The sequence below is a fragment of the Streptomyces sp. CY-1 genome (genome assembly GCF_047218265.1).
GTDB lineage: Bacteria > Actinomycetota > Actinomycetes > Streptomycetales > Streptomycetaceae > Streptomyces > Streptomyces niphimycinicus.
Genome location: NZ_CP178393.1, coordinates 2163655 through 2189164 on the forward strand (window position 1 = coordinate 2163655; position 25510 = coordinate 2189164).

The following is a 25510-nucleotide window of genomic DNA, read 5'->3' on the forward strand; positions in this document are numbered from 1 at the left end:
CGAGCCGACAGGAAGCTGATGGCATCCAAGCCGTTCCCCAGGAGAGGTCCGATGGCCATCGCCGCAATCAAGGCAACTTCCCTCGTCGACGAGATCTCCGAGCGTGCTCCGGACCTGATCTCCGCCGGTGGCAGCCGTACATGGTCGGTGTGCGGCCGCAACTTCGTCGTAGCGATCACCGAACTCGCAGCGGGTGACCGCCTCACCGAGCACCACCTGCCCGACGAGTACATGCTGCTCGTCCAGGACGACGCGGTGGTGGCCGTGGAGCACGACGGCCGGGCCATGGGCCGGGCCACGGTGTCCGTGCCCGAGCCCGCGCTCGTCGTCGTACCGGCCGGGACGAGCACGGTGCACGCGGCGGCGTCGACCACGGTGGCGCGGGTGTTCACCGCCCGCTGCGAGGAGCAGATGAGACGGGCCGTCAACCACGCGGCCGGGGCCGACCCGCGAGCCGCACCGCTGCCGGAGCCCACCGAGACCGGCGGCGAGGGGATCCGGATACATCGTCTGCGGGACATCCCCGCCGAGGAGGGACGGCTCGGCCGGATCTTCCGGACCGCGTCGCTGATGGTGAACTGGTTTCCGGTGCACGAGGGGCCACGTGACACCGAACGGCTCTCGCCCCATTCCCACGAGGACTTCGAGCAGATGTCGGTGACCCTCGTCGGGAACTACGCCCATCACCTCCGGGTCCCGTGGACCCCCCGGATGAGTGAGTGGCGCGACGATGAGCACGTCCAGGTCGGCAGTCCCTCGATGACACTGATCCCGCCGACCGTCGTGCACACCACCCGCGCCGTGGGCGCGGGCCCGCACACGCTCATCGACGTCTTCGCACCACCGCGCGAGGACTTCCTCGCGAAGGGCTGGGTGCTCAACGCCGGTGAATACCGGGGGATCCGGAGGGTCCGGCCGTGACGGGCGATGCGTTCCCCCAACTCGGCGCCTGGGTCAAACTCCCCGCACCGGAGAGCGTCGAACTGCTCGCACTCGCCGGGTTCGACTTCGTCGTGATCGACGCCGAGCACGGCGCGATCGACACCCGCATGATATCGACCATGATCGGGCTGGCCCGTGGCTGCGGGCTCGTGTCCTTCGTCCGGGTCGCCGGTACCGCGCCACGCGATGTCCAGGTCCCGCTCGACGCGGGCGCGGCCGGTCTGTTCGTCCCGCAGGTCGATGACGCCGCCCGGGCGCGGGAGGCCGTACGAGCGACACGGTTCCCTCCGCTCGGACGGCGCGGGGCCAGCACCTCCGGACGAGCCGGCCGGTGGGGGCTCGAGACCCTCGGTGACTATCTGCGGACCGGCAATGACGAGGTCCGCCTCGTGGTCCAGGCCGAGAGCGCCGGAGCGCTCTCGTCGATCGCCGAGATCGGTGCGGTCTCCGGTGTCGACGCGGTCTTCATCGGCCCGACCGATCTCGCGGTCTCCGGCCAGTTCGAGGAGAACGACGACAGGATGGCCGACCTCGTCGCGGCGGCCGAACGGCGCTGTGCCGACCACCGCATCACCCTGGGCACCACGGCCTCGGGCAACGCGTCGGAACTGCTGGATCGTCGCGGGTACGACTTCCTCGTCCTGGGGGCCGACACCACGATGCTGCGCCAGGGCGCACACGCGTTGGTGCGCGGTGCGCGTACCGCCGCGCCGGGAGCCCGCCGATGAGCCTCGCCCTCCTGCACACCGAACTGTCCATGCTGGTGACGGCGCTGTGGTACGAGATCGATCACGGCGACGGCTCGGCGGCCGCCGGCTTCTTCACCGCCGACGCCGAGCTGACGTTCTCGCGCCGGACCTTCCGCGGCACCGACGAGATCAGCGGCGTCTACCGCGACCGCACCGCACGGGGACCGCGGGTGTCGCGTCATCTGATGTCCAACTTCCATGTCCTGCGCCACGAGAGCGAGCGTGTCGAGGCCATATCCGCCCTGGTGCTCTACGCACAGGACGGAACGCCACCCGTACCGACGACCGTGCCGGTGCTGGTCGCCGACGTGTACGACCGCTTCGTGCGGGTCGGCGAAGTGGCGGGCGAAGCGGATGGCGAGGCTCACCGCTGGCTCATCGCCTCCCGGCGGATCGAGAACCGCTTCCTCATGCCGGGCGACGTCCTCGCCGTCCCCACCGAATAAGACCTCCTCGCCGTTCCCACCGAGTAAGGAGACCGATGTCCGATCAGCGACATCCGGAAGATTTCCCCCTGCCGACCACCCGGGGCGCTCTGCCCATCGTCGACTCCCACCTCTTCGACGATCTGCTTCCCCCGGAGGCGGCCTTCGAGCTGACCGCCGGTCTACGCCGGCACCGCGAGCCCTTCGTCGGCATCACCGAGGACGGCACCCCGCGACCGGGTCTCTACCGGCTGAATGACGCGGGGACATCCCCGAAAGCCGCCACCGCGGCGGCCCGGGCCTACCTCGACGGGCTGGCGCCCCACCAGCGGGTGGTCGCCGCCCTGCCCATGGACGCCCCGGAGTGGCGCCTGTGGACGAACGCGATCCCGACGTGGCACCCGAAGGGCATGCGCCTGGAACGGCTCGCCGACCGCGACCGCGACCGCGCGCTCGCCGTCATCGAGGCCAGTCTCAGCCCTGCCGGTTACGCCCAGGTGCGAGCCGTGATGGCGCTCAACGAGAACCTGGGCGAGCTCATCGACGACTACCGGGACACCCTCACGGAGTTCGCCTACTGGTTCACCGTCTTCGGGACCCCCTCGGGCGACTCCCCCTGGGGGTGGCAGCTCATGGGCCATCACGTGGATGTGCACTGCGTCTTCGTCGGCGGGCAGGTGATTCTCGCCCCGGTGTTCCTCGGTGCCGAGCCGACGACCGGGACGGGGCGATTCGAGGGGGTCCGGGCCCTGGGCGATGAGACCGAGGTCGCCCTGGCGTTCCGCCGCACTCTGGACCCCAACCGGGAGGAGGAGTTCCTGATGGGCCCGTCGCTGCGCGCGGAGGACCTGCCGCCCGAGCTCGCCGGCCCGTGGAACGGACGGCATCTCGCCGGCGCGGGCAGCGACAACCTCGTCCTGCCTCCCGAAGGGGTCGTCGCGGCGAGCCTGCCGGCCGACCAGCGTGACGGTCTGGTGGAGCTGATCCGGGTGTATCTCAACCGCCTCCCGCCGCCACAGGCCGAGCGCACCCTGGCGCTCGTCCGTGAACACTTCGACGAGACGCGCTTCGCCTGGCGCGGCGGCCACGACGACGAGTGCGCCTTCTACTACCGGATCCACTCCCCCGTGCTCCTGGTCGAGTACGACAACCATCCCGGTGTCTTCCTCACCAATCCCGAGCCCGCCCGCTACCACGTCCACACCATCGTGCGGGCGCCCAACGGCAACGACTACGGACGTGACCTCCTCGCCCAGCACTACCGGCTGCACCACGGAGGTCACGGAGCCGGTTGACCTCGCCGAGTCCGCCCATGGCCGTGGGCGGGGCCGGGCGGGGCGGGGCGGGGCCGCTACTTGCGTGCCGCGGTTTACCGGCTTCGAGCAGTCGACGCGCGGTGGCGGCGCCGTCCTACATCATCGCGGAAACCGTGCCCCGGATGCCGAACAGCGACTTCCCGTAGATCTCGGCGGCCACTTCGGGGTTGAGGACGGCGTGCCGGCTCCCGGTCTCGATGTCCCGCCAGATCCGTTGCAACGGGTTGGACTCGCCGAAGCTCGAAGCACCCTGGGCCGAGCACACGATGCGGACCGCCTCACGCGCGTGGACCACCGCCATTCCCGCGTCCATCCGCATCCGCGCCCGGGCATCGTAATCGGGGAACACCCCGGCCCGCGCGGCCTCGTCGATGTCGGCGGCGGCGCGGTAGGCGTGCAGTTGGGCGGAGTCGGCGAGCGACGCCGCCTTCGCGGCGGCGAGTTGGATGGTGGGTGCCTGGGCCTGGGAGGCGTAGCTTGTCAGGGTCAGCGCTCGCCCCGGGGCCTTCTCCAGCAGGAGGTCGACAGCGGCCGCGGCCAGCCCGAGCTGGGGCCCGGTCAAGACGAGCGCGGCGGTCGGCACGAACGGTGCCCGGTAGAGCGCCTCGTCGGTGAAGGGTGTGGCATAGCGGCCCTCGACGGCGTCGGGGACGGAGTGGAAGCGGTGTGCGGGTACGAAGAGGTCCTCGCCGACGAGCGTGTTCGAGGCGGTTCCGCGCATGCCCGCCACGAACCAGGTGTCCTCGATGGTCAGCTCCGACATCGGCGCCAGCACGATGCCGACGGCGTCCGACGTGCCCTCGGCATCCGGCCGGGTGACCCCGAGGACCGCCCAGTCGGCGTGGGCGCACCCGGAGGCCGGGGCCCAGCGCCCGCTCACCCGGTAGCCGCCCTCGACCACGCGCGCGGTGCCCGAGGGGGTCACGACGCCTGCGACCCGGGCATCGGGGGTGTTGGCCCATACGTCGTCCTGGGCCCGGGCCGGGAAGAGCCCGACGAACCAGGCGCTGGCGTTGAGCAGTGAGGTCAGCCAGGCGGTGGAGCCACAGGCCCGTCCGACCTCGCGGCCGACCTCCAGCAGGGTGCGGTAGTCGGTCTGCAAACCGCCGTAACGGGCGGGTCGCATCAGCGAGAGCAGGCCCGCCTCGGCCAGGGCCTCGATGTTCTCGGCGGGAACCATGCGCTCGCGGTCGGTCTGATGGGCATTGGCGGTGATCAGCGGTCGCAGGGTGGCGGCGCGCTCGACGAGCTCGGACCGCAGGGCGCGTGCGGTGTCGGTGGTGCGGGGAACGTCCAGGGTGATGGTCATCGTCGTCATTTCGGTGTCGGGGATCAGGGGGTAGGGCCGTAGCGGTCGGTCGGTCCGTAGCGGTCGGTCGGGCCGTAGCGGTCGTACGGGCCGTACGGCTCAGCTCGCGACGGCGAGAGGGGTGTGGGTGCCGAAGACCCGGCGTGCGTAGGTCAGCGGGGCCGCAGGGCTCGGCTCGGCCTCCTCGACGCCGACGACGAGCAGGATGTGGTCACCGCCGTCCACGTGGCGTTCGACGTGTCCCGCCGTCCAGCCCGCGGATTCGGGCAGGTAGGGCAGCCCGGCGCGGAGGGTCCAGGTGACGCCGTCGAACTTCGAGCCCGATCCGCTCCGGCGGGCGAATGCCGACGCCAACTCCCGCTGGTGGGCGCCGAGGATGTTCACTCCCACCCTGTCCCCCGGCTGGAGGTGGGGCAGCAGCCGCGAGGAGCGGTCCAGGGCGAAGCTCACCAGCGGAGGGTCGAGCGAGAGCGAGGCAAGGCTCGACACGGTGGTGCCGTGCGGTCGTCCGTCGGCGGTCGTCGCCGTCACCACGGTGACCGGTGAGCACACCCCGCTCATCAGCTCGACGAAGGTCTCTCGGTTGATCATCGTGCGCCTCCCGCAGGTGTATGGGTTCGTCTGTCGGGATGCGTGGTGTGGTGTGTCCCCGCGTCCGACCTCACACAGTGAACTCCGGCTCCCGGGACGGGCGCTTGGTCTGTCGGCTCAGGATTCGGGGCGCCTGTTGGGCTGCGGCACCGGTTTGTTGGGCTGCCGCACCGGGCTGCTGGTCTGCCGCACCGGGCTGTTGGGCTGCCGCACCGGGCTGTTGGTCTGCCGCACCGGGCTGCTGGGCTGGAGGACCGCGTCCCCCAGTTCCTCGGCGAGTGCCAGCGCCGTGTGGAGGGCGAAGCGGCGCTCGTCGAGGCCGTGTCCCAGCACCTCCTGGGCCCGCTTCACGCGGTAGGTCACCGTCCCCCTGGCCACGTGCAGACGTCGGGCGACATCCGCGAGGCTGCGCTCGGCGCCGATGTAGTGGTACAGCGTGGTCCGCAGCGCCTCCATCGACGCGGTGCGGGTGGCGAGCCCGCCGAGTTCGCGTCGTACGAAGTCACCGGCCGCGTCGAGATCGGTGGCCAACAGTGCGATGGCGGCCACGTCGGCGTAGACGGTCGCATGCCTCGGCACCCGCCCGGCCTCGCGTCGCAGTCGCTCGATCCGCTCCCCGCGCTCGGCCTCGCGGTGGGAGCGGCGGAAGCCCTCGACGCCGCCGCCCGGGGTCCCGAAGGCCGCCTGCGTCCGCTGCCGGGACAGGGCCTCCGCGATGGTCTCCCACGAACCGGTCCGGCGTGTGCCGCCCGAAGGCACCGAGCCGCCCGAAGGCACCGAGCCGTCCCGAGACACCGTGCCCCACGCCCACAACCGCCTTGAGGCCACGGGGACGACCAGCGTCGTGGTGGCGCCCCGGGCCCGGAGCGCCTCGGTGGCCGCCGCCTGAAGCGTGGAGTTGCCGTTCGGCGTGTCCGACCACACCACCACCGCCTCGTGGGTGCGCCGCAGGTCGTAGCCGAGGACACGCGACGCCTCGCCGACATCCGTGGCCGTGGCCGTGGCATCACTCAGCAGGGAACGCACGATGTCGGCCCGAGCCGCGGCCGCGCTGGTGCTCCACGCCTCGTGCTCCACGAGGTAGGCGCGGATCATGGTGTCGGAGAGGTCATCGACGTAGGAGAACAGCTCGCGGGAGACCGCCGTGACCTCATCGACCGCCATCTCCGGGTCGACCAGCTCGGCACAGGCCCGCAGAAACGCCTCGGTCGTTGCCGCGTGTCCGATCCGGACGCCGTGCAACACCCGCTCGAGCGGTACGGCCCGGTGGACGAACTCGTGGATGCCCTCCAGGAGCGCCTCATCGGTGGGCGGGGCCGCTGCCGGGCCTTCCACCAGAGTGAACAGTGCCCGCAGGGTGGTCGCTTCATTGCCACGGCGGAGCAGCTCGACCGCGGCCGGGCTACCGCCGAGGCTCGGCACCTCGCCGACGATCCGCCGTACGACCAGGGAGTTCAGCTCGATCGCCCAGCGCACGGGGTCCGCGCCGACACGCGCGACGGCGTCCTCGACGACCGCGCGCGGGCTTGCCGCCCGGTCCAGCTCGACCGCGCCCCGCGGGCCCAGCCGCGCGATCCAGGCCCGCCCCGGCCGCCGCCCACCGGTCTCGGTCACGCTGTCTCCCTCGGGCTACGCACGCCGCGACGGGTCCTCGATCCCGGTCGCGGTGATCGGATGTCACTATGGCTGTTCGTCGTGGTGCAAACACTATGGGGTTTCGCACACATGGAGTGACGGGAGGACGGCAGTGAACCTGCGTCAGATGGAGTGCTTCCTCGCCGTCGCGGACGAACTCCACTTCCGGCGCGCCGCCGACCGTCTGCGACTGGCCCCGCCCAGTGTCAGCGAGGCCGTCGCCGGTCTGGAACGCAGCCTCGGCGGCCGGCTCGTCGAGCGTACGAGTCGACGGGTGCAACTGACCCCTTTCGGCGCCGAGTTCGCCGCCGCGATCCGGGGGCCCATCGAGGCGTTGCACCAGGCCCATCGCACCGCCCGCCTGCGCTCGGCGCGCCATCGTGACCTCGTCGTCGCCCACACTCCGGAGCTGGGACAGCTCATCCTGCCAGGACTGGTCGACGCCTGGCCGGGCAGCGCCACCGCCGACGACGAGGCCCGGGGCCGGTGGCGTCCGGTGCCCATGCACACCCCCGAGCAACTGGCCGCCGTGGCGAACGGCGAGGTGGACGTGGGCCTGTGCTGGTCGGTCCCCGAGCAACGCGGGATCGCCAGTGCCGTGCTCGGCGAGTTCCCGCTGGTCGCCATGGTGCAGGCGGCGGACCCGCTGGCGAGCCGCCGCGAGGTGGCACTCACCGACCTCCGCACCCGCCGGATCCTGATCACCCCGCTCGCCGACAACCCCTACCTGGAGAGCCGGCTACAGGCGGACATCATCCGGGCCGGTATCCCCCGTACCCAGATCGAGGAGGTGGGGCGTTACGACGAGCTTGCCGTGCATGTGGCCACGCGCGGACACGTAGGTCTCCACCCCGGGCCGATCGCGTTCTCCAATCCCCTGCCCACTGTTGTGTTCCGGCCGGTCGCCGATGCCTCCGACAGTGTCCGGATCTGCGCGATCAGCCGCGCCGAGGCCCGCGACGGTTCCATTACGGCGCTCATCGCGAGCTTGCGGTCGATCGTCGGCTCGCTCGACATCGACGACAAGCTCATCTGACCCGCCCGGCGCCCCCTGCAACGGGGTTCCTGGTCGCCGGGCCCGGCGCACTCCCCCCGGGGGGCTATCCCCCGGGGCCTCCCGGGGGCGGGCCGGATTGTGGGGACCGTCCGGGAAACGGGATTGTGCTGAGGCATGACGAAGCCTCACCGGACACTCAGGAACGCCGCCACGAAGGGCGGCTCTCCCTCATGAACCCACGCATCATGCGCACCGCCGCCATCACCACGCTGGCCGCGGCGCTGGCCTTCACCGGGAGCCCCGCCCTCGCCCAGACCACCGCCGCACGGAGCGTGAACCACGCGACGACCGAGGCGGATGGGCCCGGCTCGCTTCGCACCTTCGTCGAACAGCGCCCCCACTGGACGGCATGCGATCACAAGGAGCTGGACGCGGCCGGTGCCCGCTGCGCCACCATCCGCGTGCCGCTGGACTATCGGAACCCTCAGGGGGCCACCCTGACCATCGGCTTCTCCCGCATCAAGGCCACCGACACCGCGCACCGCATCGGGGTGATGATGCACAACTCCGGTGGCCCCGGCGGGAACACCCTCGACATGCCGCTGTACGACGCGCCCGCCATGGGCAGGCAACTGGCCGCCCGCTACGACCTGATCGGCATGGACCCGCGCGGCGTGGGCCGCAGCAGCCCGCTGCGCTGCGGCACCTCCGGCCACTGGCTGCGCTCGGCCGGATACGACGACGCCGGGTTCCGGGCCCAGACCCGGCACGAAGCGGACCTGGTGAAGAGCTGCCGGCACGTGTATGGGAAACGTATGTCGTATCTGCGGCACTTCACCACCCGCAACACCGCCCGGGACATGGATGTGCTCCGGGCGGTGCTGGGAGAGCGGAAGACCTCGTACTTCGGGATCTCGTACGGCACCTACCTCGGTGCGGTCTACGCGGCGATGTTCCCCGGCCGTACCGACCGGCTGCTGCTGGACAGCGCGATCGACCCGGCCCGGTGGAACGTCCGGGCGTTCCGCGACGCGACCGCGGCGAACGAGGCGTTCCTCGACACCTGGGCGGCGTGGGCCGCCCGCCGCCACACCGTCTACGGGTTCGGCGACACTCCGGCGAAGGTCCGGGCGACCGTCGAGGGGATTGCTCGGCAGGCGGCCCGCACACCCCTGCGAGTGGGCCCGTACACCGCGGACGGCCAGCAGGTGCCGGCCGTACTGGCGGACGTGATGGCCGACGACCGGGAGTTCGCCCGCGCGGCGAAGAACATCCGGGTGCTCCATGACGCCGCCCGGGGCCGCACCGTCGAGCCGACCGAGGAGCTGCGCGCCACGCTCGGCCCCCCGGACGACGTGTCGGACATCCAGAACTCCCTCCAGCTCGCCCTGCTGTGCGGGGACCGCGCCGCACCACGGGACCTGTCCTGGTACCGGCGCAACGTCGAACGCAGCCGGGCGACGATGCCGCTGTACGGACCGCTCTTCAACGGCGTACACCCGTGTGCGCTCTGGCCCAACACACCACTGGAGCCGCCCGTGACCGGCGGCAACGACGCACCGGGCCTGATTGTCCAGGCCACCGGCGACCCGCGCACCAGTTATGGCAACGGGCAGGGGCTCCACCGGAAGATGCCGAACTCCCGGATGATCACCCTGCGGGCACAGGTGCACGGCGTCTACACCGTCTACCCGAACCGATGCGTCTACCGCCAGGTCAACGACTACCTGCGAACCGGCGAACTGCCCGCGCGGAACACGGTCTGTGACAAGGACCCGGGGAACGACACGCGCTGAGGGCACGACACATCGGCGTGGCCGATAACACCCCTGACCGGCTGTTCGGGCCGCTGCCCGAACAGCCGGTCGGGGGATCCGGCGTGGACGAGGGCGACTGGCCGGGCGCGGCTCGGGCCGCCCGGAGACGGCCCGGCCCTGGGCCTACGCCACGGGGATGATGCCGCCGTCCACCCGGAACTGGGCGCCCGTGAGCCACTTCGCGCGGCCGGACGCGAGGAAGGCGATCATCTCCGCCACGTCCTCGGGATCGCCGGGCCGGCCCATCGGCACGTTGAGGTGATCCACGATCTGCCGCTGTACCTCCGCCAGGCCAACGCCCTGCCGGTCGGCGATGCGCTGGAGGTGCTGGACGGCGCCCTCGGTGGCCACGAAACCCGGCAGGACACACACCACCCGCACGCCGTGCTCTCCCACTTCGGTCGCCAGCTCGCGGCTGTAGGCGTTGAGCGCCGCCTTGGCCGCCGCGTAGGACGCTTCGGCGCGCTGCGGCAGTCGGCTCGCGATCGACGAAACGTGCACGACGACGCCGGAACCCCGCTCAACCATCCCCGGGACCAGGGCCCGGTCGAGCCGGACGGCACTGAGCAGGTTCATCTCGAGGTCCGCACGCCACGACGCGTCGGACCGCTTCAGGGTCGGCATCGGAGCGCTCGCGGCGGCCGCGTTGTTGACCAGGACATCCACCCCGCCCACGCTGTCGATGACCCGTCGGCCGAGCTCCGCCGCTCCTTGCTCCGTCGCGAGGTCCGCGGGGATGAAGGTGGCCGGCAGATCCTCCGGAGGAGCGCTGCGCGAGGCGGTCAGCACCCTCGCGCCCGCGGCGGCGAATCGACGGGCGGTCGCCTCGCCCAGACCACGGCTGGCGCCGGTGACCAGCACACGAAGGCCGCTGAGCCCCTCTTCCGGAACTGTCATGGGAGTACCCCTCCAGTAAAGTGAACCGGACTCCGGAAACTATACATAAACGGAACCCGACTCACCTTATGGAGGCACCGTTGCCGTCGTCACGTCCGATGCGCGCCGATGCGCGCCGCAACCGCGAGGCGCTCCTGGCCACGGCGCGGGAGGCGTTCCTCACCGGCGAGGCCGACGCTCACGTGGAAGAGATCGCCCGGCGGGCCGGAGTGGCGGTCGGGACGCTCTACCGCCACTTCGAGACACGCGAAGCCCTCGTCGAGGAGGTCTACCGCCAGGAGGTCGACGAGTTGTGCGCGGCCCCCGCGGAACTCCTTGCCCTTCACGCCCCGGACGAGGCCCTGCGCCACTTCCTGCTGCTGCTCGTGGAGCACGCGGCCGTGGGCAAGGGAATGGCCGTCGCGCTGGAGAGCATCATGGCGACGGACTCACCGATCTTCGATGACGCCCGCACGCGGATGGCACAGGCCCTCCATCAGTTGCTCGAAGCGGGTACAGCGGCCGGCACCATCCGTGGCGGCGTCAGCGGACGCACACTGCTGCGCGCGCTGGGGAGCATTTGCGGAATGCACACCACGGAGGGCTGGCAGGACGAAGCCGTGCAGATCACGGCGATCCTCTTCGACGGCCTGCGTTTCGGCGCGCAGAACGCGGGCTGAGCCGCCGCGCTTTCGCACCGACGAGGTCTGTCCGGAAGACCGGCGCGTCAGACGCGTCAGACTCCCATCCACACCATCACGACCAGCACGATCAGGAGCAGGACGATGTAGGCGACGGAGTGGATCCGGTCCGGGACCCGGCCGGTGACGCGCCGCGCCACGGCGATGGTGGGCAGTGATCCGATGAGCAGCGCCGCGCCCGCGGTGAGATCGACGTAGCCGAGCTGTCCCGGGCCCGCGGATGTGGCGGGGGCTAGCGCGTAGACGAGGGTTCCGGCCAGGGCGACGGGGACGCTGAGGGGGTTGGCCATGGCGGTCGCCTCGGCCATGGGGAGACCCCTGCGGCGCAGCAGCGGAACCGTCATGACGCTGCCGCCCACCCCCAGGCCCGCGGCCACCAGGCCGATACCGATGCCGCCGAGGGTGGTGGTGCGCCGCCCCAGGGGTTCCGGACGCGTCTGATGCGCCACGGAGAGGAAGCCCTTCCGCAGCAGGCTGTCGGCGATGGTCACCAGCAGGTAGGCGGCGAACAGCAGGCGCAGCGCCGTGCCGCCGATCAAGGTGGCCGCGAAGGATCCGACGACGGCGCCGACCGCGATGAACGCCGCCAGCGGCCAGACGTACGCGCCGCGCAGTCGGCCCTGCCGCCACTGGGCCAGCGCCGCCGCGGCGGCATTGACGACCATGACCGCCGCCGAGGTCGCCACGGCGATGTGCATGGCGTCCGCGTCCCTTCCCGGCGACGCCGTCACGGTCAGAACGCCGTAGACGACGGGGACCGTGATGAAACCGCCGCCGAAGCCGAAGAGCACCGTCGTGATGCCGGTCAGGCATCCGAGGAGGAGGAGAGTGGAGAACGAGGTCAGCACTGGTCCAACGCTAGGGACCACCAGGCGTGGCGGGCAATCGACGGATTGCCATATTCCTACGCGCAGCAGACAGGGGCGCGCGGTCCCGCGTAGCCTCGCGGTATGCGCAACATCCGGGTCGCGGAGGTGGACGACCTCGATCGTGCCGTGCTGGCCATCGGCACCGACTACCCCCAGGGCCATCTGCTCGTCTGGCATGAGCACCGCCGTGCCCAGGTGCTGTACGCGGCCACCGGTGTGATGCGGGTCGAGACGGCGGACGGAAGCTGGACGATACCCACCGCCCGCGCCGTGCTGATCCCGCCCGCGACCGGGCATCAGGTCACGATGACGGGTGTCAGCACCCGCAGCCTCTACATCGAGCCCGCGGCCGTGCCGTGGTTCCCGGCCCGCTGTCAGGCCGTCGATGTCTCCATGCTGCTGCGGGCGCTGATCCTGGAGGCCGTGGAGATGGAGCCGCGCTACCCGGAGCACAGCCGCGACGCGGCGGTGGCGGCCCTCATCCTCGACGAGCTCAAGAACCTCACCCCGCTGCCGCTCGATGTGCCGCTGCCCTCCGATCCGCGGCTGCGCGGCCTGTGCGAGGCGTTCCTGCGGAAGCCGGATATCCATGATCCGCCCGCCCGTTGGTGCGCTGCCCTCAGCATCAGCGAACGCACCCTGGCCCGCCTGTTCCAGCGCGGCACCGGCCTGAGCTTCTCGCAATGGCGGCAACGCGCCTGCGTCCTGCACTCCCTTCAGCACCTCACCGCGGGCATGCCCGTCACCCGCATCGCGGCCCAGCTCGGCTACGACAACCCCGCCGCCTTCACGGCCGCGTTCAAGAAGCTCCTCGGCCAACCGCCGACGGCGTACCGGAGCCCCCACGCCACGGGCAGCCGCGACCGGAGCTGACGCCCGGCGCGCCCCCGGACGCCTCAGCCGGGCTGGGCATCTGCGGACTGGACATCGGCGGACTGCGTTTCGGCCTGGATATCGGCGACGAGCTTCTTCGCCGCCAGCTTCGGCCCATACGCCGCGGGATCGGTGGCGTTGAGCGCGGTGAAGATGTCCACGGCTTCCCGCGCCCGCGCGAGCGCCTGGTCCCTCCCGCCGGACTGCCGCAGGTACGGGATCGTCGGAAACACCAGCCACTGCGCGAGTGTCGCGCGGAAGCCGGAGTCCAGGGCCACAGCCTCGCGGGCCACCGCGATCGCGTCGGCCGCCCGCGCGTTGGCCTCCTCGCGCGCCGGGCCGGGCAGGTTCCAGAGGGTCTGGGCCCGCGCCACCAGCGCTCGGGCGTCCGCGATGCGGGCCGACGCCGTCGGCGTGGCCGTGTCGTAGAAGCATGTCTGGAGCCTTGGCACCTCGCCGATCTCGCTGCCGAAGTCGACCCGGTAGAGCGATACGCTCCCGGCCGACGACGGCACCGCGGCCAGTTCGGCGTACGACCACCAGGGCTGTCCGAGCCGCTGCGGCGCCGACCACTGGGGCTGCTGGGGATCCCGGTAGATGGTCTGCACGCGGCTGTCCCGGCCCTGCCAGAACCAGTTGAGCCGCCGGTCCCCGGACACGGCGGGGACGATCGTGTAGGGATAGCCCCATTTGGTGAGGTGCTGTGGGGTGATCTCGGCCGGGGCGCTCCAGCCGCCGTCGTAGTGGAGGTTCCACATGGCCCCGAAGGTGCCCTGCCAGACCACATCGGCCTTTCCGTCGCCGGTGCCCATGGCGTGGATGGACGACGCGAAGTCCTTCCCGGGGAATTCGGCGATCTGGGCGGGTGCGCTCCACGCGGGGCCGGGCGCGTGGGAATCGTAGGTGACGCTGTGCAGTGTGCGGTTGTTCATGGTCCACACGGCCAGCACCACCCCGGGCGCCGGACAGGCCACCGCGAGGTCCGAGTTCAGCGAAATGGCGCCTGCCGGGGTCGCCGCCTGCGGTGGCCCCCATGCCCCCTTGGCGTTCTGGAACGCGGCCATCAGTGTGCCGGTGCCATTGTCCTGCCACATCACGACGACCGAGCCCGGTGCGGCGGCGGCCTCGCCGAACGAGACATCGGTGGTGTCGCCGCTCACCTTGACCGGGGCGTCCAGCCATCCGGTCGGCCGGGTGGGGTCGGTGCGTGTGGCGTAGATGCCGCCCTCCTTGCCCCGCATCACCACGGTGATCAGGCCCGGCCCCGATGACACGGCGCGCGGCGTGGGTTCCTTCCGCACCAGGTTCTCCGCGCTGATGGCCGCCGATGGCTTCCAGGCCGGTGCGGCCGAGGTGGCGTCGTAGGACGTGGTGCGGAGCTGTCCCTTGTCCGGGTCCCGCCACACCAGCACGGTGTGCCCCGGCCGGTCCGACGCCGCGGCCAGGGACACGATGCCGTCCGGCACCTCCACCGGGGTCCAGGGGGACCATCCGGGTGTGCGTGGGTCCTTGGCCCAGTACGCCACGGTGTCGTGGAGGCCCATGAGTTTGGCCAGCCCCGTCCTGACCCGCATATCGGCGCGCAACTGATCGGCTTAGTAGGCGCGGGCGTCGTCGTATTCGGCCTGGCCTCCCGGACGCCAGCCGACTTCGGTGTGCCCCGTGTCGTAGCCGGTGATGTGGTCCACGCACTGGTGGGCCAGGAAGTAGCTGCCGCGGTTGTCGGGACCGCCGCCGGTATGCGGCTCGATGGCCTGGTCGGCGTGTTGGAACACCCAGTCCAGCCGCGCCGCGTGCCGGGTCAGCTCCTCGCGGGCCAGCCGGTCCTCGCGGTACTGCGGATTGAGCCCGGCGATCACACCGAAGCGGACCGTCAGCACATAGACGTAGGCGATATACGCCAGCCGGTGGTCGAAGACGCTTTCCGGCGCATTGGGATCCGGGCGGTAGAAGTAGGAGTCGCCCTCCAGCAGCGTATTCGCCGCCAGCCGTGAGTTGTTGTCCGCGTTGGACCGCAGCAGGGGGTCCTTACGCCCGTCGGCGACCCAGGCGCTCAGCTCGTCCGTGGCCGTGCGGGCCCGCCCGCGCAGCCCCTCCAGATCGCGCCGCAGATTGAGGACATACGCCTGCTGCTCGACTCTGACCGCCTGTTTCACGGCCTCGAGCACCTCGTCGAACCGCCCCTGGAGGGCGACGAAATCCTGGTGCAGCACCTCCAGCCGGGCCAGGATCTGCTCTTCGGGAGTGGGGGTGTGACTGCCGAGGCTGACGAAGGCGACGATGCCCTGGCATGCCTCGTACGCCTTCTTGCCGGCTTCATACACCGCCAGTGCGGTGACGATGGGCGTGGCCATATCCGGTGGTCCCCCCTCGGCCCCGTGCCCCCGCGGGCACGCCTGAGCCCAGTGAACCACCGGACAAGGACACATATAGTGGAAATATCCTTGAGCGCCCCCTGGGCGCGGAGCCGCTGTGGCACCGGTCGGACTACACCTGGGCGAGGATGCCTCCGTCGACACGGAACTGCGATCCGGTGAGCCAGCGCGCCCGCTCCGACACCAGGAACGCGACCAACTCGGCGGCGTCCTCAGGGGTTCCGGGGCGGTTCATCGGCACGTTCAACCGCGCCGCGAGGCCGCGCTGCGCCTCCTCCAGGGAAACCCCCTGGCTGTCGGCGATCTTCTGATGGTGCGCGATCGCCCCCGGGGTGGCGATGAAGCCCGGCAGGACGCACACCACCCGCACCCCGGCCGGGCCGACCTCGGCCGCGAGCGATCGGCTGTAGCTGTTCAGCGCGGCCTTGGCCGCCGCGTAGGCGGCCTGGCCCGGCTGCGGCAGATGGCTCGCGATGGACGAGACATGCACCACGACCCCCGAGCCGCGCTCCACCATGTCCGGGACCAGTTCCTGGTCCAGCCGGACCGCGGACAGCAGATTGCTCTCCAGGTCCGACTGCCAGGTCGCCGGCGGCCGGGTCAGCGTGTCCTCCGGGGCGCTGCCGGCGCCGGCGTTGTCGACGAGGATGTCCACCCCGCCGGCCGCCTCGCGCACCCGCTCCGCCAACTGCCGTGCCCCGTCGGGGTCCGCGAGGTCCGCGGTGAAGAACCGCGCCGGCAGCGAACCCTCGGGCGGCACCGATCTGGCCGCCGCGAACACCGTCGCGCCCGCCGCGGCGAGTCGCCGCACGATCGCCGCGCCGAGCCCGCGGCTCCCGCCCGTGACCAGCGCGCGCCGCCCCGTAAGCCCTTCGTCGAGGATCGGCGAGGAGGCGTCGATTCCGCTCCCACCAGCGGGTATGTTGCTCTCTGTGCCATTCATGCGTTCAGAATATCTGACTTACAAGTAAGGCAGTTGAATATGCCGGAGCAAGCCGATCGAAGGCGTACCGACACCCGTCGGCGCGTGCGGGCCATCGCGCTGAAGATGTTCACCGAGCAGGGCTACGAGCTGACCTCGTTGACTCAGGTCGCCAAGCAGGCGGGGGTCACCAGACAGGCCGTCCTGCACCACTTCGCGAACAAGGAGGAGCTGCTCACCAGTTCCTACGAGGAACTGCTCCCGGCACTCGACGCCGTCATCGAGTCCGCACGCGCCCACCCGCCGTCCGCCGCGACCCGCATCCGAGCCGTCGAGGAGTTCGACGCCCTGGTCCGCGGCGAGCACGGTGCCTCGCTGGTGTGTGCCCAGGTCAATGAGCACGCCCTGCGGGGCCTGGCCGCCGCGCGCACACTCCAGCGGCGGCTGGGCGACCTGATCCGCGCACTGGCCACCGGCGAAGGGCCCGAGGGCATGATGCGCGGACGGCTGGCCCTGTCCGCTGTGGTCATGGCCGCGGCACGCGGCCGCGAACTGGGCGGCCGTCAAGCGGAACGCCACGCGGCGGCGCTCGCGGTGGCCCGCTCACTGATCGCACCCGAGACCGCGTCCTAGAACCAGAACGAGGGCGAGAACGAGAACGAGAACGAGAAGGAGTCTCCCCCGCCCCCCGCCCGGCGGACCGCGATCCGGGCCGGTCAGGGGTGCGGTCCGGTGAGGAGACTGCGGCGGGCGGAGTCGACGTGTTCTTCGGCGCGCCGGGCCAGGGTCTCGCGGTCGCCGGAGCGCAGGAGCGTCGCCAGTTCGTGGTGTTCGTCCACCACCCGGGCCCGGTAGTGCTCATAGCCGAGGGCGATACGGCGGAGCTGGAAGAGATAGATCTGTGAGCGTACGGCGTGCCATGCCGCGTCGAGTCTGCGGTTGTTCGCGGCCGCGTAGATCAGGTCGTGGAAGGCGATGTCGAGCGCGAGCAGCCTCGCCCCGGACGCCTCGCCGCCGCTCTCTTCCGCCATCGCCTGGACCAGGGTGTCCAGTTCGGTCAACTGCTCAGCGGTCGCGTTGCCCTGCGCGCTCGTCGCCGCGAGGCGGTCGAGCGCGGCGCGTACGGCGTAGACCTCCTCGACGTCCCGCTCGGTGACGTCGATGACGGTGGTGCCCCGGTGCCAGGCGCTCCGGACCAGCCCTTCGCGTTCGAGCAACGCGAGTCCTTCGCGTACCGATCCGCGGCTGACCCCCAATGAGGCGGCGAGTTCGACCTCGCGCAGCGGCGATCCGGGCGGGAAGTGGCCGGCGAAGATCGCCTCGCGGATGAGGTCGGCGGCCTCTTGTGCCAGTCCGCGGCGGCCGGCCTTGGGGAGCGGTGCGCTGGGCATGTCGAATGTTGACATTAGCCGATGCGGTGCTGCAAGGTCTGAAGCCATCCGAGCCGAGGAGCCGCCCCATGTCCGTGCGTCCTGCCGTACATCTGGCCATACCCGTCCGCAAGGCGTTCCGAGGCGAGTCCAAGGGGTTCGCGCGATGAGGCGGGTGCTGGTCACAGGTGCGTCGCGGGGCATCGGCCGGGCCGTGGCCCATGCGTTCGCCGAGCGCGGCGACCGGGTGGGGGTGCACTACGCGACGGGCCGCGCGGATGCCGAGGACACCTTGCGCGGCTTGCCCGGCTCCGGCCATTGCCTGCTCGGCGGCGATCTCGGTGATCCACAGGCGGCGCAGGACATCGTGGAGACGGCCGTGCGGGCACTCTGCGGGGTCGATGTGCTGGTCAACAACGCGGCCATCGCGCCGTCCGCCGAGAACCGGCACTCCGTGGCCGATGTGTCCTACGCGGACTGGCAGCGGATCTGGCACCGCATGATCGACGTCAATCTGCTCGGCGCGTCGAACATGACCTACTGCGTCGCCCGGCATCTCATCGACCGCGGCGCGACCGGAAGCATCGTCAACATCGGTTCCCGCGGCGCCTTCCGGGGCGAGCCCGACTTCCCCGCGTACGGCGCGAGCAAGGCCGCGCTGCACGCTTTCGGGCAGTCGATGGCCGTGACGCTGGCGCCGCACGCGATCTCGGTGGCGTCCGTGGCCCCCGGGTTCGTCGCGACCGAACGACAGGCCCCCAAGATGGCCGGTCCCACCGGGGAAGAGCTACGGGGCCAGAGCCCGTTCGGGCGGGTCGGGACGCCCGAGGAGGTCGCCGCCGCCGTGCTGTACCTGGCCTCTCCGGAGGCCGCGTGGTCCTCCGGAGCCGTGCTCGACCTCAATGGCGCGTCCTACCTCCGGACCTGACACAGCGCCTTGGTCATGCGCCCCGGACGAGGGCGACGGCGAACAGCGTGAAGGCGAGCACGATGACGCCCACGCGCACATAGTGGAACCGGTCCCACCGCACCACCTGCTGCCTCCAGTCCGCGGGCACGCCCTCGCGGGACCAGGTCGCGACGCGCGAGTTGATCGGCACGAGCAGGGTGATCGACATCACCACGCTCAGCACGAGCAGGAGCGTGCCCGCGGTGACGAGCGAAGCGCCCGCGTCACCCCAGGTCGCCGCGGCCCACACCGCGCCGAGGACGACCGAGCCGATGTACCAGAACGGCATGACCCTGCCCAGGACGCGCGCTCCGTCGCTGCGGGCGTCGAGTCCGCCGTCGTTCGGGAGCCGGTCGAGGATCGGGTTGACGAACACCGCCACCGCGAACTCCACGCCCACCATCACTCCGACCACGACGAGCGTGACGACTGACAGTACGTCCTGCATGTCCCCTCCAAAGATTTCCCGGCACTGATTCCTAGCACCGCTAGAATCTGATGCGACGATAGACCTGCCGACGCACGATTGTCTAGCGATGCTAGGATCGGGTCATGTCAGTACACGAACGCAAGGCACGCGAGCGGGCCAACCGCCACCAGTTGATCGTCTCAACGGCCCGCGAACTCGCCGAGACCCACGGCTGGGACGCGGTCACCACGCGTCGGCTCGCCGAGCGGATCGAGTACAGCCAGCCCGTGCTCTACAGCCACTTCCGGAGCAGGAACGAGATCGTGGGAGCGGTCGCGCTGGAGGGATTCGCCGAGCTGAAGACCGCGTTGCGGGCCGCGGTGCCGGACGGGCCCACCGACCGGGAGGCGGTGACCGCGCTGGCCCACGCCTACACCGACTTCGCCGAGCGCAACCACGCCTTGTACGACGCGATGTTCAGCCTCGACAACGGCCTGCCCTTCGCCGACGAGGCCACCCCCGCCCCGCTGCGCGAGGCGTACCAGGCCCTGCTGGACCCGCTCCAGGACCACGCGGGCTCCGATGCACCGGGGTTGCTGGTCGAGACGTTCTGGGCCGCGCTGCACGGACTGGTCACCCTCACCCGCGCCGGACGCATGCCCGCCGACCAGGTCCCCCAGCGCCTGGCCCTGCTGATCGACCGCTTCATCCCCCGCTGAGGCCCCGTGGAACGCCACCCGCCCCGCGAAAGCACAACTGATCAGCTCGGCCCGCCCGGCGCCCCCGGCCCCGTTCGCCATGCGGTGTCGTGGACGTATGTCCCGGCGAACTCGGCGAGGCGGTCCACGACGGCGGCCAGCGCGCCCGCCGCGTAGTGGTGCGGCGACCAGCAGGCGTGCAGTGACAGCCGCAGCGTCGCCCGTGCGCCGGTATCGATCAGCAGCGGGTGGCCGCCGAACCGGGGCAGGTCGGTGATGACACCGACGCCGAAACCGCTTGCCGCGAGCGCCTCGCACATCAGGGCGTTGCCGCTTTCGGCCACCCGCTCATAGGTCAGGCCCGCCTGGGACACCGCCCGGTCCAGGATCACGCGCGCCGGGTGCTCCCGGGTCAGCAGCAACAGCTTCTCGGCGACCAGCTCGGTGATCGTGATCGCGTGTCGGCCCTCGGTCGCCCAGCGGTGGCCGGGGGCGACATAGGCCCGCAGCGGAACGTCGGTCAGCGGGCGCCAGGTCAGCGTCGGATCGTCGGCCGGCCCCGCGGCGAGGCCGAGATCGGCGGATTCGCGCACGGTGCTGTGGATCTGGTCCGCGGGCACCTCACGCACCGAGATGAACGGATCATCGGGGGCCAGCGTCGCGACGAACGGTGCGAGCACCTCGGTGATGGTGGTCTGGGCGGCGGCCACGGCCACGTGGGACAGCTCGCCGCGGGCCATCTGCCGCGCCGCCGATTCGATCCGGTCGGCTCGGCGGACGAGATCCTCGGCGACCCCGACGAACTGCCGACCCGCGCTGGTCAGCCGGAGTCGCGGCCCGATCCGGTCGAACAGGACGAGTCCCAGTTCGGTCTCCAGGTAGCGCAACTGCCGGGAGATGGCCGGCTGGGCGATGTGCAGCCGTTCCGCCGCCGCGGTGACGGTGCCGGCGCGGACCACTTCGAGGAAGTAGCGGATGCGTTTGAGTTCCACCCGCCGCATTATGCCGAACCAGCATGGGATCGGCGGTGCAATCGGTATTGGACAGCATGATGCGAGTTCGCGACGCTGAGTGGTGCCGCACTGAACGCCCCCTCCGGACCAGGAGCCACAGTCATGAGCGAGCCTGTGAGCGAGCAGACCGACACCGCGCCTTCGCGCAGGCGCCCGACCAGCCCCGGCGGGGAGGGGGCCACATCGGCCGGCACCTCTCCCGGCATCCCGGCCACGGTGAAGAACTGGCTGGAGCCGCCGGTCAACCGGTGGTCGTTCAACCATGTCGGGCGGCTCCTGGACACCGCGGTGATCCCGCACGGCCAGGCCGCCAGCCGCCGGTTCACCCCGGCGGGGACCCAACTGGGCGAGGTGCCGATAGCGGCCCCCGACGGTTCCTCGACGGTGGACGAGTTCCTGGCGCGCACGGCCACCGACGCGATCGTCGTGCTGCGGGGCGATCAGTTGCTGTTCGAGCGCTACTACGGCGAGGCGGCGCCGGACCGTCGGCATGCGCTGATGTCGATCTCCAAGTCGATCGCCGGCATGGCCGCGGGCTGCCTGGTGGCCGAGGGAGCGCTGGATGTGTCGGCTCCGGTGCGGTCGTACGTTCCGGAACTCGCGTCATCGGCGTACGGGACGGCGACCGTGCGCGACGTGCTGGACATGACCGCGGCGCTGCACTACAGCCAGGACTACGACGACCCGCGATCACAGGTGCGGATCGGGGACCGCGCGGCGGGCTGGCGGCCCCGCCACGACGGCGACCCCGACGGTGTGCGGGCCTTCCTGGCCGGTCTGGCCCCCGACGGCCCGCACGGGCTCCGGTTCCAGTACTGCTCGGCCACCACCGACGTACTCGCCTGGGTGCTGGAGCGCGCCGCGGGCAGGCCCTATCCGGAGCTGCTCGGCGAACGGATCTGGTCCCGGATCGGTGCCGAACACGACGCCGTGATCACCCTGGACCCGGTGGGCGCCCCGTACGCCTGCGCCGGAATCCACGCCACCGCGCGTGATCTCGCCCGGTTCGGCCGGTGCGTGCTCGACGGCGGCAGGGTGGCGGGCCGCCAGGTCATTCCCGAGGAGTGGATCCGCGCCACCCGCCGGGGCGGCCGGACGGCGGTGCTGCCCGACCGCGATCTCGGATCGATCTATCCGCACGGGACATACCGCAACCAGTGGTGGGCGCCCGGCGACTCGGCGGGCACCTTCTTCGGCATCGGCATCTTCGGCCAGTACCTCTGGCTCGACCCGGTCCGCAACGTCGTCATCGTGAAGTTCTCCAGCCTCCCGCACCCCCGGGACGGCCGCGCCGAGCATGCCGCGGCGCTGGCCGCGATCGCCGAGGCCGTCGACGGCGCCCGGGAGATGTGATGGAACAGCACCCGTCGTTCGCGCTGGAGCGGCGCACGATCGAACACATCCCGGCCTCGGAACGCCACGGCAGGCCATGGCACCAACTGGCCCTGTGGTTCTCCAACAACGTCCAGATCAACACCCTGGTCATCGGTGCGGTGCCGGTCGGGATGGGACTCGGCCTGACCTGGTCGATCATCAGCATCCTGGTGGGAAACCTGGTCGGTGCGCTGTTCATGGCCTACCACTCCGCGCAGGGGCCCCAACTCGGCCTGCCGCAGATGGTGCAGAGCCGCGCCCAGTTCGGCTTCTACGGCGCGCTGCTGCCCTCGGTCATGGTCGTGCTGATGTACCTCGGCTTCGCCGTCGAGGGCAGCCTCGTCGCCGGGCAGGCGATCGCCACCTGGGCGCATCTGCCCAAAGCCATGGGGATCGTGGTGTTCAACGTGGTGCTGCTGCTGATCCCCCTGGTGGGCTACCGGCTGATCCACGCGGCCAGCCGGGTGGTCGCGGTGATCTCGGGGGTGGCGTTCCTCGCGCTGTTCGTACGGCTTCTCCCCCAGTTGCCCAGCCATCCGCCCGGCCCCGCCACGCACTCCCTCGGTGTGATCGTGTCCGCGATCTCGGTGTGCGTCGCCTGGCAGGTCACCTGGGCGCCCTACGTGTCCGACTACTCCCGCTATCTGCCGGAGAACACTCCGACCCGGGTTACCTTCAGCTACACCTACCTCGGCTCGGCCGTGGGTGGCGCGCTCACGATGGTCATCGGGGCGATGGCGGCGACGGTGAACAGCGACGCGGTGAACTCCGACGCGATCGGGTTCCTGGCCGACCGCTTCCCCTCGTTCGGCGGGCTCGTGGTCGCGGCGCTGCTCCTCGGGCTGGTCCCGGCGGGCGCCGAGGGTCCCTACGGTGCGTTTCTCACCGCGCTCAGCGCGCTCTCCGCGGAGGGCAGGGTGCGCTCGACCGCGACCGCCCGGGCGATCTTCGTCATCTGCTTCGCCGCCCTCGCCAGCGCGCTTGCCATCCTGTCCAGCGGCAGTCTGCTGGACACGTTCCAGAACATCACCCTGTTCGTGCTCTACCTGCTGGTGCCGTGGACCGCGATCAACCTCACCGACTACTACTTCGTCCGCCACGGCCACTACGACATTCCCGAACTGCTGACGAAGAACGGACGGTACGGCACCTTCACCTGGTGGGCGGTGCTCGTCTACCTGGTGTCGATCGCCGCCGAACTGCCGTTCATCAACAGCAGCGTCTACGTCGGCCCGCTGGTGCGGTCCCTCGGCGGCGCCGACCTGTCCTGGCTCGTGGGGCTCATCGTGGGCGCGGTGGGGTACTACGCCGGTACCAGGCTGTTCGCCGACCGACGGCCCCGGCCGGTCGCTCCCGGACTGGTCAGGAGCTGACGGCCGCCATGTCCGTCGGGCGCGCGGAGAGCAGCGCCAGGCAGTTGTCCCACAGGGCTTCGAGGTGCCGGGTGTTGTTGTAGAGCTTGGCGAACAGCACCTGGCCCTCGAGCTGGGCGACGACCGACCGGGCGGCGTCACCGGTGTCGGCGACGGTGACCTCCCCGCGCTCCCGGGCTTCGGTGATGACCGTATCGACCATCTCCACCTGGGCGTCGAAGATCTGCTGAAGGCGGGCGCGGATGGGCTCGGTCTGGTTGCTCAGTTCCAGGGTGAGGTTGCCGAACATGCACCCGGAGACCGTTCCACAGCTCTGCTGGCCCGCGCGCAGCCCGGCCTGGGTCTGCTCGAACAGCCGGCGCAGCCGCGAGAGCGGCTCCGCGTCGTCGTCCTGGAGGACCCGGGCCCAGTCGTCGCGCTGCGTATGCCAGTGCTCGTCGAGGACGGCCAGGGCAAGAGCCTCCTTCGACTCGAAGAAGTAGTAGAAGCTGCCCTTGGGAACGCCGGCCGCCTTGCAGATCTCGGCGACGCCCAGCGCCGAGTAGCCACGCAGTTCGATGAGCGAGTGCGCGGCGTCGAGGATCTTCTCCTTCGCATCACTGGTGCGTCCCATGGCGGTAAGTGTACGACCGATCGTCTATACCGGGAATCCACAGCCCCCGGGCGTCCCGCCGGACGCCCGGGGGCTGGCCGTCCCCTGCGGTTCCATGCCAGTGGGTGCGACTAGACGACCGGTCTACTAATCTCTAGCCAGTCGGTCGACTATCGACCGCATGCACCGTATCCCCCTGAAGTGGAGAGTCACTGTGACCACCCCCGTCAAGCTCGCCGTCGTGTACTACTCGTCCACCGGCACCATCGCCGAGATCGCCAAGGAGCTCCGCGACGCGGGCGTCAAGGCCGGCGCGGAGGTACGCCTGCTCAAGGTCGCCGAGCTCGCTCCCCAGGCGGCCATCGACTCCAACCCCGCCTGGGCCGCCCACCACGCCGCCACCGCCGAGGTCCCCGAGGCCACCCCCGACGACATCGAGTGGGCCGACGCCGTCCTCTTCGGCACCCCCACCCGCTTCGGCAATGTCTCCGCGCAGCTCAAGCAGTTCATCGACACGCTCGGCGGCCTCTGGGCCCAGGGCAAGCTGGCCGACAAGGTCTACAGCGGCTTCGTCTCCAGCGCCACCGCCCACGCCGGCCAGGAGTCCACCCTCCTCGCCCTCTACAACTCCATCCACCACTTCGGCGGCATCACCGTCAGCCCCGGCTTCACCGACCCGGCCAAGTTCAACGACGGCAACCCCTACGGCACCTCCCACGTCGACGCCCAGGGCACCAACCCCGTCGACGACACCACGCGCACGGCCGCCCGTATCCAGGCCGGGCGCGCGGTCCGGATGGCCACCGCGCTCAAGGCCGCCGCCTGATCAGTCCGCTGGACGCAGGCCCGTCGCCCGGCGCGGTACACACCCGACGGTGCCCTCACGGACGGTTCCGCCCGACCGCCCCGAGACCCCCTACCCCACGGAAAGGAAAAGACCATGAAGGAGTTCCTGGTCGAGCTCACCACCACCGTCCCCGAGGGCACCGATCCCGCCGAGGTCGGCCGACGCCGCGCGGACGAGTCCACCCGGGCGAAGGAGCTCGCCGCCGCGGGCCACTTGGTCCGGCTGTGGCGCCCGGTGGGTGAGCTCCGCAGCATCGGTGTGTGGCGCGCCGACAGCGAGGCGGAGCTGCGCGCGAAGGTGCTGGGGACCCTGCCCCTGTGGCCCTGGATGACCGCGGTGGTCACCGCCGTACAGCCACATCCCAACGACCCCGGCCCGGCCGGCCGAATCGCCTGACTCGGCTCCGCTGCCGGGTTCCCGGGAATCTCCGCCGCCGGGCAAGAGGAATTTGATGCGTTATCAGGCGTCCATCCCGTTGCGCTGAGGAG

General features: G+C 71.0%; 27 protein-coding genes. 15 read left to right on the plus strand and 12 right to left on the minus strand.

Translation table 11 applies throughout. From position 1 onward, the window contains the following. Positions 1 to 51 precede the first annotated feature (51 nt). Genes ACK1X7_RS09030 through ACK1X7_RS09045 form a run of 4 tightly spaced genes read left to right on the plus strand, consistent with a single transcriptional unit; the run spans position 52 to position 3411 of the window. A complete protein-coding gene (locus ACK1X7_RS09030; RefSeq protein WP_385153218.1) occupies positions 52 to 921 on the plus strand; it encodes a hypothetical protein in 870 nt (289 codons plus the stop codon). Continuing rightward, complete coding sequence (locus ACK1X7_RS09035; RefSeq protein WP_413114916.1) at positions 918 to 1670, plus strand: HpcH/HpaI aldolase family protein; 753 nt, start codon at positions 918 to 920, stop codon at positions 1668 to 1670. Before ACK1X7_RS09030 ends, ACK1X7_RS09035 begins: the two co-directional genes overlap by 4 nt. Further along, positions 1667 to 2137 carry a nuclear transport factor 2 family protein gene (locus ACK1X7_RS09040; RefSeq protein ID WP_390792553.1) on the plus strand — a complete coding sequence of 157 codons (471 nt, stop codon included), beginning with the start codon at positions 1667 to 1669 and terminating at the stop codon, positions 2135 to 2137. Before ACK1X7_RS09035 ends, ACK1X7_RS09040 begins: the two co-directional genes overlap by 4 nt. Before the next feature lie 35 nt (positions 2138 to 2172). Next, positions 2173 to 3411 carry a DUF3500 domain-containing protein gene (locus tag ACK1X7_RS09045; RefSeq protein ID WP_413114917.1) on the plus strand — a complete coding sequence of 413 codons (1239 nt, stop codon included), beginning with the start codon at positions 2173 to 2175 and terminating at the stop codon, positions 3409 to 3411. 115 nt (positions 3412 to 3526) lie between these two features. Here the strand turns inward: ACK1X7_RS09045 and ACK1X7_RS09050 are convergent, their stop codons facing one another. The 3 genes from ACK1X7_RS09050 to ACK1X7_RS09060 all read right to left on the minus strand — a co-directional run bounded on the left by ACK1X7_RS09050 (position 3527) and on the right by ACK1X7_RS09060 (position 6946). Then, positions 3527 to 4750 (minus strand): acyl-CoA dehydrogenase family protein, encoded by a 1224-nt coding sequence (locus ACK1X7_RS09050; protein WP_413114918.1) that lies wholly within the window; start codon positions 4748 to 4750, stop codon positions 3527 to 3529. Between the two features lie 90 nt (positions 4751 to 4840). Then, the gene (locus ACK1X7_RS09055; RefSeq protein WP_390792550.1) at positions 4841 to 5332 is read right to left on the minus strand and encodes a flavin reductase family protein; all 492 of its coding nucleotides are present in this window, start codon (positions 5330 to 5332) and stop codon (positions 4841 to 4843) included. Positions 5333 to 5449: 117 nt separating this feature from the next. Further along, positions 5450 to 6946: a PucR family transcriptional regulator gene (locus ACK1X7_RS09060; protein WP_413114919.1), complete on the minus strand. Its 1497-nt coding sequence runs from the start codon at positions 6944 to 6946 to the stop codon at positions 5450 to 5452. 133 nt (positions 6947 to 7079) lie between these two features. Between ACK1X7_RS09060 and ACK1X7_RS09065 the strand changes: the two genes are divergently transcribed. Together ACK1X7_RS09065 and ACK1X7_RS09070 are read left to right on the plus strand one after the other, a co-directional pair. Then, positions 7080 to 8003, plus strand: coding sequence for a LysR family transcriptional regulator (locus tag ACK1X7_RS09065; RefSeq protein WP_385153197.1), 924 nt, complete (start codon positions 7080 to 7082; stop codon positions 8001 to 8003). A 191-nt stretch (positions 8004 to 8194) separates the two neighbouring features. Beyond that, the gene (locus ACK1X7_RS09070) at positions 8195 to 9760 is read left to right on the plus strand and encodes an alpha/beta hydrolase (RefSeq protein WP_385153194.1); all 1566 of its coding nucleotides are present in this window, start codon (positions 8195 to 8197) and stop codon (positions 9758 to 9760) included. 144 nt (positions 9761 to 9904) lie between these two features. On the opposite strand, the gene ACK1X7_RS09075 is transcribed toward ACK1X7_RS09070, so the two are convergent. After that, complete coding sequence (locus ACK1X7_RS09075) at positions 9905 to 10678, minus strand: oxidoreductase (protein ID WP_385141747.1); 774 nt, start codon at positions 10676 to 10678, stop codon at positions 9905 to 9907. Positions 10679 to 10758: 80 nt separating this feature from the next. Between ACK1X7_RS09075 and ACK1X7_RS09080 the strand changes: the two genes are divergently transcribed. Next, positions 10759 to 11337 (plus strand): TetR/AcrR family transcriptional regulator, encoded by a 579-nt coding sequence (locus ACK1X7_RS09080; protein WP_413114920.1) that lies wholly within the window; start codon positions 10759 to 10761, stop codon positions 11335 to 11337. A gap of 56 nt (positions 11338 to 11393) precedes the next feature. On the opposite strand, the gene ACK1X7_RS09085 is transcribed toward ACK1X7_RS09080, so the two are convergent. Further along, positions 11394 to 12206, minus strand: a complete 813-nt coding sequence (locus tag ACK1X7_RS09085; RefSeq protein ID WP_413114921.1) for a sulfite exporter TauE/SafE family protein — start codon at positions 12204 to 12206, stop codon at positions 11394 to 11396. Between the two features lie 102 nt (positions 12207 to 12308). Here ACK1X7_RS09085 and ACK1X7_RS09090 point away from each other — a divergent pair, with 102 nt between their 5' ends. Then, entirely contained in the window at positions 12309 to 13100 is a 792-nt protein-coding gene (locus ACK1X7_RS09090; protein ID WP_413114922.1) for an AraC family transcriptional regulator, read from the plus strand. A 23-nt stretch (positions 13101 to 13123) separates the two neighbouring features. Here the strand turns inward: ACK1X7_RS09090 and ACK1X7_RS09095 are convergent, their stop codons facing one another. From ACK1X7_RS09095 to ACK1X7_RS09105, 3 genes are all read right to left on the minus strand, one after another. Continuing rightward, entirely contained in the window at positions 13124 to 14686 is a 1563-nt protein-coding gene (locus ACK1X7_RS09095; protein ID WP_413114923.1) for a hypothetical protein, read from the minus strand. Positions 14687 to 14695: 9 nt separating this feature from the next. Then, positions 14696 to 15454 carry a hypothetical protein gene (locus tag ACK1X7_RS09100; protein ID WP_385141762.1) on the minus strand — a complete coding sequence of 253 codons (759 nt, stop codon included), beginning with the start codon at positions 15452 to 15454 and terminating at the stop codon, positions 14696 to 14698. A 133-nt stretch (positions 15455 to 15587) separates the two neighbouring features. Then, positions 15588 to 16418, minus strand: a complete 831-nt coding sequence (locus tag ACK1X7_RS09105; RefSeq protein ID WP_385141765.1) for an oxidoreductase — start codon at positions 16416 to 16418, stop codon at positions 15588 to 15590. A 39-nt stretch (positions 16419 to 16457) separates the two neighbouring features. On the opposite strand from ACK1X7_RS09105, the gene ACK1X7_RS09110 reads away from it, so the two are divergent. Further along, complete coding sequence (locus tag ACK1X7_RS09110; RefSeq protein WP_385141768.1) at positions 16458 to 17030, plus strand: TetR/AcrR family transcriptional regulator; 573 nt, start codon at positions 16458 to 16460, stop codon at positions 17028 to 17030. Positions 17031 to 17113: 83 nt separating this feature from the next. Here the strand turns inward: ACK1X7_RS09110 and ACK1X7_RS09115 are convergent, their stop codons facing one another. Next, positions 17114 to 17788: a GntR family transcriptional regulator gene (locus ACK1X7_RS09115; RefSeq protein ID WP_385141770.1), complete on the minus strand. Its 675-nt coding sequence runs from the start codon at positions 17786 to 17788 to the stop codon at positions 17114 to 17116. Between the two features lie 145 nt (positions 17789 to 17933). Between ACK1X7_RS09115 and ACK1X7_RS09120 the strand changes: the two genes are divergently transcribed. Beyond that, a complete protein-coding gene (locus ACK1X7_RS09120) occupies positions 17934 to 18695 on the plus strand; it encodes an SDR family NAD(P)-dependent oxidoreductase (protein ID WP_385141773.1) in 762 nt (253 codons plus the stop codon). Between the two features lie 13 nt (positions 18696 to 18708). On the opposite strand, the gene ACK1X7_RS09125 is transcribed toward ACK1X7_RS09120, so the two are convergent. Then, a complete protein-coding gene (locus tag ACK1X7_RS09125; RefSeq protein ID WP_385141776.1) occupies positions 18709 to 19164 on the minus strand; it encodes an anthrone oxygenase family protein in 456 nt (151 codons plus the stop codon). 104 nt (positions 19165 to 19268) lie between these two features. Here ACK1X7_RS09125 and ACK1X7_RS09130 point away from each other — a divergent pair, with 104 nt between their 5' ends. Further along, entirely contained in the window at positions 19269 to 19844 is a 576-nt protein-coding gene (locus ACK1X7_RS09130; protein ID WP_385141779.1) for a TetR/AcrR family transcriptional regulator, read from the plus strand. Positions 19845 to 19885: 41 nt separating this feature from the next. On the opposite strand, the gene ACK1X7_RS09135 is transcribed toward ACK1X7_RS09130, so the two are convergent. Beyond that, positions 19886 to 20815: a LysR family transcriptional regulator gene (locus tag ACK1X7_RS09135; RefSeq protein WP_385141783.1), complete on the minus strand. Its 930-nt coding sequence runs from the start codon at positions 20813 to 20815 to the stop codon at positions 19886 to 19888. 123 nt (positions 20816 to 20938) lie between these two features. On the opposite strand from ACK1X7_RS09135, the gene ACK1X7_RS09140 reads away from it, so the two are divergent. After that, positions 20939 to 22189 carry a serine hydrolase domain-containing protein gene (locus ACK1X7_RS09140; RefSeq protein ID WP_413114924.1) on the plus strand — a complete coding sequence of 417 codons (1251 nt, stop codon included), beginning with the start codon at positions 20939 to 20941 and terminating at the stop codon, positions 22187 to 22189. Beyond that, positions 22189 to 23583 (plus strand): purine-cytosine permease family protein, encoded by a 1395-nt coding sequence (locus ACK1X7_RS09145; RefSeq protein WP_390792543.1) that lies wholly within the window; start codon positions 22189 to 22191, stop codon positions 23581 to 23583. Before ACK1X7_RS09140 ends, ACK1X7_RS09145 begins: the two co-directional genes overlap by 1 nt. Here the strand turns inward: ACK1X7_RS09145 and ACK1X7_RS09150 are convergent. Next, on the minus strand, positions 23573 to 24196 hold the full coding sequence (locus ACK1X7_RS09150) for a TetR/AcrR family transcriptional regulator (RefSeq protein WP_390792542.1): 624 nt from the start codon (positions 24194 to 24196) through the stop codon (positions 23573 to 23575). The two genes, ACK1X7_RS09145 and ACK1X7_RS09150, sit on opposite strands and share 11 nt — an antisense overlap. Positions 24197 to 24389: 193 nt before the next feature. On the opposite strand from ACK1X7_RS09150, the gene wrbA reads away from it, so the two are divergent. After that, positions 24390 to 25001: an NAD(P)H:quinone oxidoreductase type IV gene (gene wrbA / locus ACK1X7_RS09155; RefSeq protein ID WP_385141795.1), complete on the plus strand. Its 612-nt coding sequence runs from the start codon at positions 24390 to 24392 to the stop codon at positions 24999 to 25001. Between the two features lie 114 nt (positions 25002 to 25115). After that, positions 25116 to 25418 (plus strand): muconolactone Delta-isomerase family protein, encoded by a 303-nt coding sequence (locus ACK1X7_RS09160; protein ID WP_413114925.1) that lies wholly within the window; start codon positions 25116 to 25118, stop codon positions 25416 to 25418. The last annotated feature ends 92 nt before the right edge of the window (positions 25419 to 25510 follow it).